6 protein-coding genes are annotated in these 9,718 nt (G+C 62.3%); 3 read left to right on the top strand and 3 right to left on the bottom strand.

What is annotated here, in order from left to right:
- Positions 1-96 precede the first annotated feature (96 nt).
- Both dinB and ACYCTF_RS13520 read right to left on the bottom strand, forming a co-directional pair.
- Entirely contained in the window at positions 97-1,248 is a 1,152-nt protein-coding gene (gene dinB, locus ACYCTF_RS13525; protein WP_461285042.1) for a DNA polymerase IV, read from the bottom strand.
- An 880-nt stretch (positions 1,249-2,128) separates the two neighbouring features.
- Complete coding sequence (locus tag ACYCTF_RS13520) at positions 2,129-4,987, bottom strand: UvrD-helicase domain-containing protein (protein WP_461285041.1); 2,859 nt, start codon at positions 4,985-4,987, stop codon at positions 2,129-2,131.
- Between the two features lie 1,418 nt (positions 4,988-6,405).
- Here ACYCTF_RS13520 and ACYCTF_RS13515 point away from each other — a divergent pair.
- From ACYCTF_RS13515 to ACYCTF_RS13505, 3 genes are all read left to right on the top strand, one after another.
- The gene (locus tag ACYCTF_RS13515; protein ID WP_461285040.1) at positions 6,406-7,692 is read left to right on the top strand and encodes a nitronate monooxygenase; all 1,287 of its coding nucleotides are present in this window, start codon (positions 6,406-6,408) and stop codon (positions 7,690-7,692) included.
- A gap of 937 nt (positions 7,693-8,629) precedes the next feature.
- On the top strand, positions 8,630-8,887 hold the full coding sequence (locus tag ACYCTF_RS13510) for an AbrB/MazE/SpoVT family DNA-binding domain-containing protein (RefSeq protein WP_461285039.1): 258 nt from the start codon (positions 8,630-8,632) through the stop codon (positions 8,885-8,887).
- Positions 8,884-9,210, top strand: coding sequence for a type II toxin-antitoxin system PemK/MazF family toxin (locus ACYCTF_RS13505; RefSeq protein WP_461285038.1), 327 nt, complete (start codon positions 8,884-8,886; stop codon positions 9,208-9,210). The genes ACYCTF_RS13510 and ACYCTF_RS13505 overlap by 4 nt, the downstream gene beginning before the upstream one ends.
- 322 nt (positions 9,211-9,532) lie before the next feature.
- Here the strand turns inward: ACYCTF_RS13505 and ACYCTF_RS13500 are convergent.
- Positions 9,533-9,718, bottom strand: a 186-nt coding sequence (locus ACYCTF_RS13500; protein WP_461285037.1) for a hypothetical protein, incomplete at its 5' end; no start/stop codon positions are given.

Genomic DNA, 9,718 nt, shown 5'->3' with positions numbered 1-9,718 from the left:
CCCGACGATCGCCGACCCCCTGGTGGGTCTAGGACCCGCCTCGCCGTCTGGCGACCCGGCCGGGCTTAGGGTGGGCTCCGAGCCCACCCTATCCTGTCACGCGCTATTGATGCCAGGGCCTCGCTCCCCGAACGGCAGCTCCGCTTGCTGACCGGGCATGGCCGCCCCGGACGGTCCCGAAAGCGAGCCCGCACGCACCCCAAGCAACCGCAAGCGGCGGTCGAGCGCGACGCGGCGCAGGCACTCACGGGCCCCGGCCAGGATATCGTGCGCCCCGCTAATCGGGCGTGGCACCGTCAGGTCGCGCGTCACGGTGTGGAAGTCGGCGTAGCGCAGCTTGATGCCGATGGTGCGCGCCGCCAGATTTTTTCTGGAGAGATCGCCTGCCAGCCGTTCGCACAATTCGATGAGGACTGCCGACAGCCGGGGCCTGTCGGCGCGCGCATCGAGGTCGCGCTCGAAGGTCGTCTCACGACTCACGGATTTGGTAGCGCTCTCGGTCACCACCGGGCGGTCATCCACGCCATTCGCCGACTCACGAAGCCACAGCGCGAGGCGCGCACCGAAGGTGCGATCGAGGAGGGCCTCGTCGGCCGCCGCCAGTTCCCCGATCGTACGGATGCCAAGGCCATGGAGCCTGGCCGCGGCCTTGGGGCCGATCCCGCTGATTGTCGCGACAGACAGGGGCCACACCCGACGCGCGATGTCCTCGGGGCCAAGCAGTGTCAGGCCGTCGGGCTTGTCCAGGTCGGAGGCGATCTTGGCGAGCAGCTTGTTGGCGGCAATCCCGAGCGAGCACGAAAGCCCGGTGGCCTCATGGACCGCTTCCTTCAAGCGGCGCCCCAGGGATCGCGAGTCGGAATCGAGGTCCGTCAGGTCGATATAGACCTCATCGATCCCGCGGTTTTCCATGAGCGGCGCGATCTCAACGACGGCGCTCTTGAAAAGCGCTGAGTAATGACGGTAGGCCTCGAAGTTCGGTGCCAGCAGCAGCGCGTCCGGGGCCTGGCGCGCGGCCCGCATGAGGCTCATCCCCGAATGCACCCCCAGTGCCCGGGCCTCGTAGGTCGACGTCGTCACCACTCCACGACCCTCATAGGCGCGTAGCGTCATCGGCGCCGCCCCGCCACCCCGCCGGCCGCCGACGACCACCGGCAGGCCGCGCAGTTGCGGCTGACGCAACAACTCGACCGACGCGTAGAACGCATCCATGTCGAGGTGTGCGACGCGACGAGGAGGCGCATTCATCTCTCTATGATACCGCGCCATGGCGTCCCGCCGCATCGGGGGCGCTTGGCGCAAGGGTTCCGGCCTCGATACGCGCCGCGCCTCTCCCTCCTGCCCGCGAGTGCCCGAGATTCGGCACAAGTTCCGGCGTGGCCGGCGCCCAGCATGGCTTGTGATGCCCGGCCCATTGCCGCCCTTGTCCGTCTTGCGAATCCCGGATAAGGGTGCGCGCACGCCGACGCGGAATGACGGTCGTCACGGATCCGGCCGGCTCGTGATACGACCGTCCGCGTGAAGTCCGGTGACATTCAGCCAGCGGTGCGCGCCTGCAGGTCTTCAAAAGCGTCCCGATGCCTTCATGGTCCCTCGCCAGGAAGCCCGCGACTTCCATCGCGGGGAGGCAATGCGCTCAATGGCGCGGACCGCCCGGATCCCCCACAGGGCCGACAATCCCCCATGGGGAGCCATAAACACCCGGTGGCGCTGTAGCCAGTCCCCTATGCGAGCCCCAGTGCCACCTGTTGGGTACCGCCCCCGCGACGGGCGCGTTATCGGCCATCCATGATCGGTGTCGCATCGAGAATGGCTGTATTCCCGCGCCCTCATTCGGGACAACCAGTCGCGCAGGGCCTGCGAGGCGCGCCCCTGCGATCCCCAGGTGAATGTCCTCGGATCGGGGCTGTGATCGCTATTGGCCGCCTGTATGGTTGGCGCCGCCACGCGCCCGCGTGGACACCCACCACGCATCCGTTACATGTCAGCGCTATCCTCCGTTGAGCGCCCATCGTCGATCCCAAAAAGAGGTGTTGTCGATCGTCAGGGCCGGAGGGCGTACCGCTTCGCGCACGCCCATCTGCCTGCGACGCCACGGCGGGTCCTGTCTACGAGGGTGGGCCGGCCTCTATCGAGGGCCATCATCGCTCGCCTTTGGCGCGGGATTCGCATCCGGGGGCGATGGCATCTCGGTATGCGGGGCGAGGTCCAGGACCGCCTTGAACGTGGACCGATACGCCGGCAGATGCGCTTGCAGGAACTCGAGATTATGGGCCTGTGTCCAATGCCGCCACTCACCCTCCCGGTCGGGGTCGCGCAGATAGAGATGGGATTGCAGCAAGTAGACCCCCTGCTGTGCGCGCACAAGAAGCCGGCGGTTATAGGCGTAATCCCGATTGACCTCGTTTCGGGCAAGAAGCCCGGATATATAGGAGCCTTGCTTGCGATTGGGCGGGACGACGATGTCGGGCAATCTGGCCCAGACGCGCTCCAAAAGTCCGCGCCGGAATCCGAGAACCAGACCATAGTCGACTGGTGCGTTGGGGATGAGGGCCCAGAGTGTCTGGAAAAGGAAATACTCGGCCTGGTGCTTCTCGAGACGAACCAGGCGGTCATTGATGCGCAAATCGATGCCAAGGGGCGCAAGAAGGCTCCACAGGGCCGGGAAGCCGGCCTGCGCAAATTCCGGATCGGTAAACGCCTCGCGTAACGCGATGTGCGCGGCGTTGCGGCCCAAATGATCGCAACTGTCCCGGCGCGCCCCTTTTTCCAACAGCGCCTCCACAAGCGCCACATTTCCGGCTCGCGCCGCCGCCATAAGGGGTGTCTGGTTCATGGGGGTGCGGTGTTCCAGACCGTAGCGGTCGCAATCATTCCATATTTCATTGAAGTGATGCCGGCTATAACTGGCGAGCCGTGCCTTTACGATCCGGGGCCTTTGCGCGACAAAGTGACGGGCCAAAGAGAACTGTCGCTCCTGGGCCAGGCGCTCGGCGAGCTCCGGGGCATCGTAGAACGCGGCGTACTCAAAGAGCTGCTGGCTCCCTTTGTTGCCCACCGCGCGCTCGACAAAGACCTTCTGGATCAGCGCCTCGACATGGCTCGCGTTGGCGACTGGCCAGGGTGGCGCCTTTGTCTGAAGGATGCTTGCGCGAATAGCCTCGGCCTGTTCCAGCTTTCCTTGCAGTTCGAGCTTGCGAGCCTCTTTCTGCCAGTCATCGCGCGACGACGCCGGCACCACGATGGGGGCGGCGGCACGGCCCTGCACATCCAGCAGATTCAGCAGGGGATGGTTGTGGTCGGATTCCACCAAATAGACACTATCCACGGCGCGGGTGATGGCCACATAAAGGGCGTTTACGAAAAACTTGTAGGCATCAAGCGATCGGTCCCCCTTGTCCTTGGCGCGCCGAAACGTCAACGCCTCTCCCCCCAGGTCATCCTTGCGGACCCCTTCGCATAAGGCCGCAAAGGTCGCGCGATGATCGGAAAGAAAACGATAAAGCACGATATGGGGATACTCCAGGCCCTTGGCCTCCTGGACCGAGAACAATAGGGGGGTCGTAAAGATCGCCCGCGCCGCCGCCTTGTCTTCCTCGCGCAAAACCAGTACGGCATACTGCGTCGACTTGGATATTTGTTGGTTAAGCGCCGAAAGCCCGGGCTTTGCGTCATCCAGGACCTGCACCGCTCCCGCCAGTTCCCCTACCGCCTCCACCAAAAAATTGCTCTCGCGGTCAATGGATCCGAAGCGTTGCTGCTTGATTTCGAGGAGCCGATTGGCGACCTGCGTGACCGTGCGACCATTCCGAAAATTATGCGTGAGCACCTGCAATTCGCGGCCCGCGCTCAGTCGTGAATCCGCCCAGAACAGGCTTTTTATCTGGGCCCAGGAAAAGAAATTGGGATGCACGATCTGATTGGCGTCGCCCCCGAGCACGAAAGCCTCGGGCTTGCGTAGCGCCGCCAGGACCAACGACAGCTGAATGGCGGTCAGATCCTGGACCTCGTCTATGACGACAAAGTCATAGCGCGGCTGTACCAGAGGTTTCCAGGCGTGGGCCAGCAAATTGAGATCGAAGAACCGATGATCCTTGAGCCACGACTGATAGCGTACAAACACATCGTACGCGGCCTCGCGCTGATCTGCGGCAAAGATGGACTGGCGGATACCGAGCGCCTTGTAGGCCTCGAAATCAAGCACCCCTTCGGCGCGCGCTGTGATGACCCCGCGGATCTCTTCAAAGATCTGATGGGCATCTATCCCCTTGGAGTTTTGGCGAATACGCGCAAACCACGCGCTAAAGTCGCGCCAGCTTGCCTCGCGTCCCTCGGGAATGCGCCAAGTCTCAAGATAGTCTCGGTAGGAGAGAAAGGCCGCCTCCTGTCCCTCGCGCACGAAATCGTGCGCGTAGTAAAGTTCACGCGCATGCTCGGCGAGATAGGCGGAGTGAGTAATGTAGAGCACATCGCCGGGAATGGTCTTCAACTTTTCCAAAAGCAGGGCAGTCTTGCCGCTGCCGGCGCCGCCGACCAGTATAAGGGGGGCCGGGGCCGCAAAAAGCGCCGCTTGGGTATCATCGAAGGAAAGGGGTTTGTCCAGGACATGGATACTTGTGCGGGTCTTCGGCCAATAACGCAGGGGAGTGGCCTCGCGTCGCGCCTCGGCGGGGTCCGCATCCTGGATCTTTTCCGGAGACACCTCCGCGCCCCGCAGGAAGCGCGATGAGGCGTAGTCGTGCTGGCGTATGACCTCGAGCATGAGAAGAGCGGTCTGTTCGCCGTGCTTTACCAGCGAAAAAAGCAGGCGGTCGGAATCATTGAGTCGCGCCCGGTAGAGCTTGCCGTAGGTGGCATGGCGAAGCTTCTTGACCTGGGCGGAGTGAAAATCCCCTTGCGCCAAGGCCTCGGCGACCTTGGCGTAGGCGCGTTCGAGCCCGCCAGGATCAAAACCCGTGTACATGAGGATCTGTAAGGGTTGGTCCATGGCGCAGGGCCTCCCGCGTGAGATACAGACGCCAGCCAAGCGGTCGCGTCAAGGCGTACACCTTGCGATACTGGCTGCGTCCCGCAAAAGCGGCGAGGATACCGGCAGCCGATCTACGAACGCAAGACCCGGATCACGGTAGGGTGAGTGCCCACTTCCGGATTCCGCTCGTATATGCGCGGTTTACGCAGGGTCGAGCACCGCCCAAATGAGCGCCCCGAGGTGACTTCGGCCCGGGACTTGGCCGCCTTGCTCGAGACATGCGCCACCGGGGCCGGTTCTTTGAAAGGCTCGGCAAAAGGCGACTAAGGGCCGGCGGGGCCACGGGCCAAACCCGGGGCTTGGGCTATCGCCACAGCTGGTCGTTCCCGGCACGAACCCATAGCTATCAGACCCACGAAGTCGGCAGTGGGGGCTGTGCGCGGCAGCACGCCCCTGGAAGAGCAAGACGCATCGTGGCCGCGACGCTGATGTGACTTGTCCCCGGCGAGTCGTGCGAGGACCGCAGGTTACGGCATACCCTGCCGGGTCTTGCGGGACCCGTGAGGGGCGATGTTTGGGGCGACGCTGTGGTGGGTAAGGGCGGACGCCGGTGCCCCGGCCGGCGCGTGCCTTGTGCCGCCAAAACGGGCCCCACGGTCCCGGCGGTCATAACCGTCGATTCGCTGCGCCGCAGCGGGCGTGCGAATGGGCGCCCCTCAGGCCGCTTCCCGCGTGCGACTTCGGTCCAGACGGGCGGCCACGCTGCCTCCGGGAACGACTGCGTGACAGGCAGGGCCACGCGCGGGCTGGACGTGGCGCCTCGGAGATCGGGCCTGTGCGCCCCGGGTCCCACCAGGGTAGGCGCCCTCGCATGGACGCGCCGGCAGCGCCCCACGACAGCGGCTCTGCGCCGCGATGCGCGCAGAGGGCCTTTATGACCCATCCCGGTGGGGATGTTCGTAAGCGGCTGCGTCAAGGGCTTCACCACGGGGACCCGTAATTCCGGGCCCCTTTCCCACCCTTCGTCCGCGCGCCCTGGTACCATTATTACAAGACGCCGCTCGGCCTGTGGTTATCGCAACGCCGAGGCGCTAGACTGCCATCCATGCCACATGTCGGCAGGGTACCGGGAACGCCACGGGAACCCTTCCAAAAAACTGGGAAATATGGCAAATTGGCAGGGCCGCCACACCTCTCCCGCCCGGGGTACTGGCGAGCGGTACGGGTTGAGCGCCTGCCATTTGGTCGCCGGCACGAAGGAACTGGGCGCATGCGACTCGACCGACCGTCCTGGCATTCCCATACCGCGGTGCCTCAGGCCGCCCACTCACCTGTTCCGGAGACGAAGAGGGACATTCCCTGATCCAGCCAATCTTGGGTGTTTGCCCCGATCCCTCACATCGCACACGGCCACCGCCAGGGAATCACCTTTTGTCATGAAATGCGTAAACGACTTCCGCCTCCATCTCGCCGGACATGAACTGGTACCTCTCATCGTCGGCGGCATGGGTGTCGACATATCGGCCGCGCGTTTGGCGCTTGAGGCGGCGCGACTGGGCGGGATCGGGCATATCTCGGACGCCATGGTTCCTACCGTGTCCGACCGCCGATTCAAGACCAAGTATGTCGCTGAAAAACTCCGGAAATATAAACACAACGTACTGAACAACGACAAGGCCGAGGTGCAGTTCGATCTCGCGCGTCTCGCGGAGGCCACCGCACTGCATGTCGGCCGTACCATGGAGGCCAAAAAGGGCCCGGGGCTCATCTTCATAAACTGTATGGAGAAGCTCACCATGAATGCGCCGCGCGAGACCTTGCGCGTCCGGCTTATGGCCGCACTGGACGCCGGTATCGACGGGATTACCTTGGGCGCCGGCCTGCACCTGGGATCGCTTGCGCTCATTGAAGATCACCCCCGGTTCCGTGACGCGCAGTTGGGGATAATCGTGTCGTCATTGCGGGCGCTTTTGCTATTTTTGCGCAAGAATGCCCGCCTGGGGCGACTCCCCGACTATATCGTGGTCGAGGGGCCGCTCGCCGGAGGTCACCTTGGTTTCGGTATGGATTGGGCGCAGTACGATCTCAAGACGATCGTCGCGGAAATACTGCAATACCTCGCGCAACAAGGGCTCGATATTCCCGTGATCCCCGCCGGGGGAATATTCACGGGCAGCGATGCGACGGAATTTCTGGAGTCCGGCGCCAGCGCCGTGCAGGTAGCAACGCGCTTTACGGTGACACACGAGTGCGGGCTGCCGGAAAAGGTAAAGCAGGAGTATCTTCAGGCGCGTGAGGACGATATCGAGGTCAATCTCGTCTCGCCCACCGGGTACCCCATGCGCATGCTAAAGAGCAGTCCCGGCATAGGGGCGGCGATACGACCGAACTGCGAGGCCTATGGCTATCTGCTCGACAGCTCGGGCCACTGCGCCTACATAGATGCCTATGAGCGTGAACGTGAGGCCCGGGGCGCCGATACGGTTTTCTCGGTAAAGGACAAAAGTTGTCTCTGTACCCACATGCGCAATTTTGCCATATGGACGTGCGGCCATTACACCTACCGTCTCAAAGACACGACCCATCTTCTGGCCGACGGGAGTTACGCATTGCTTTCCGCAGAGCATGTGTTTCACGACTACCAGTACAGTAAGGAGCATGAGATCCGCCTGCCAGAGTCTCCTAGCCCCCAGGAAGTGGGTCCTGTAAGACGTATTCGCTAGCCCCCAAAGGGAGGCCCTGGCTCTGCCGGGGAGGCAGCTAAAGTTCGACAAATAGCGCAGCCCCAGCGACGAAACTCCCATCTAAACGCGCTGCGCCGACCAGCAGGGTCTTGCGGCAGCGCCTCTGGATCGCCGCCACCCCAAACCTTTTGCGCCCGGTCGATATCACCGGTAGCGCTGACGGCACCGGCGCGATCCGGCTGTATTTTGCGCGCGGGATGACGAGCAAAACGCCCCGGCGCACCCCAGGACACAGCGACGACTAACCGGGTACGTACCCGCGGAGCGGCGTCCTATCATCAAGGTATCGCCCTGCAAATCAAAAACCCACATTGCAGAATGGAATCGGAAGGCAAAATAACCATGCGTACATTGCACGGGCTATTGTGTAGACATTTGGCGCCATGCGGCGCCGCAGACACATTATCCTTGTGACGCAGTACGTTAACTTCATCCGTTTTGTGACATTTTACCCCGACATAAGCCGAGGTTTCGGGACCTCATGCGAGGTTGTGTAACAACTTGGGCCATTCTCGTTACAGGAAAAGTGAGCGTTGCACGATGATCCGCGCAGGGGAATCGGAGGCGCCCCCAAGGGCGCGCATCCGATCTCCGCGGACCCACCGCTACGGCAGCCCCTCTGCCAAGCGTCTCTGTCACTACGGTCTAAGCGAGGCGGTCACCGGATCCCGACCGTTTGGTGATGTGGCTGGGTAGGCAACGTTTGTTTCTGATGGCGTCGGTCGTTGTGGATCAAGACGTTGACGGAATGTAATCGATAAATTACACATGTGCGCTATGGAACGGCCAGCTCAATTCTTTCATGTCTTGCCGCAGCGATTTCCAACGTACCCGCCTTTGGATTGCACAATCCCCAAATAGGGTTGCAGACCCGGGGTCGTAGTGTTATATTTATATATAACTAGAGGAGGTGCCTATGCACATCACGAATCTACGCAAGGTCGGTGGTTCTATCATGCTCGCTGTCCCCCCAGCGCTGCTCGATGTTCTGCAGCTGTCGGCTGGGGCCACGGTCGGCCTCGCCGTCGATAACGGACGACTCGTTGTCGAACCGAAGGGGCGGCCACGCTACACGATGGCTGAGCTTCTGGCCGCATCGGACTATTCGCAACCCCAGCCGCCCGAAGAACGCGAATGGGTTGATGCCCCCGCTATAGGCCGCGAGCTTCTGTGAGGCGCGGCGAGGTCTATATGGTCGATCTGGAGCCGACGCTCGGCCGCGAACAACGCGGACACCGTCCGGTCGTCGTCGTCTCACCGGATGAGTTTAACCGGGCGACCGGCTTACCCGTGATCCTGCCAATCACGAATGGTGGTGATTTTGCCCGCCGCATTGGCTTTGTCGTGCCTCTTGCCGGGACCGAGACAACCGGTGTTGTCCGTTGCGATCAGCCCCGCGTGCTCGATCTCAATGCCCGCAATGGGCGCAAGGTGGAAAGCCTGCCTGCGGCGGTCATGGATGAAGTTTTGGCCAGGGTCGCCACGATCTTTGAGTGAATCGGCTTTGGAGTGTGAAATGGAATCGGAATGCAAAATACCCGTGCGTATATTGCGCTAGCCTACAAAGGGAGGCCCCCCGGCTCTGCCGGGGAGGCAGGTAAAGTTTGACAAATAGGGGAGTCCATCGACGAAACTCCTATTCGTGAGCCGCCAAGCTAACGAAGAGGAAATTTCACGATGGACGAGTATCAAGACTCAAGCCACTCGAAGACGTGGCCTGGCAGCAAGTGCAGCTTGCGAGTCAGCACTGGAATTACCATGAGGCGGGCCTATCGAAAGCGGGCGCTGCCATCGTTGCTATTGTTGTAGCCATAGTCACCTACGGCGCCGCTTCGGGCGTAAGCGCTCCAGCAACCGCACCCTGCCCGTGATCCCCTGAGTCGCTTACGATCCGATCCATCACATTGATGGAGACGGATGGATGGCAAAGATCCGCAGTAATGAGGCTTGGCAAGAGCTCTTTGCCGAGTACGAGGCAAGCGCAGAGAGTGCGCGCGACTTCTGC

This window comes from Acidiferrobacter sp. (genome assembly GCF_054609335.1).
Note: the sequence above shows the minus strand (reverse complement) of the source record. Positions and strands in the feature narration are given on the sequence as shown.

What these genes read in the sequence shown, in the direction of transcription:
- dinB (WP_461285042.1), bottom strand. Translation starts at nt 1,248, where the DNA reads ATGAATGCGCCTCCTCGTCGCGTCGCACACCTCGACATGGATGCGTTC.
- ACYCTF_RS13520 (WP_461285041.1), bottom strand. Translation starts at nt 4,987, where the DNA reads ATGGACCAACCCTTACAGATCCTCATGTACACGGGTTTTGATCCTGGC.
- ACYCTF_RS13515 (WP_461285040.1), top strand. Translation starts at nt 6,406, where the DNA reads ATGAAATGCGTAAACGACTTCCGCCTCCATCTCGCCGGACATGAACTG.
- ACYCTF_RS13510 (WP_461285039.1), top strand. Translation starts at nt 8,630, where the DNA reads ATGCACATCACGAATCTACGCAAGGTCGGTGGTTCTATCATGCTCGCT.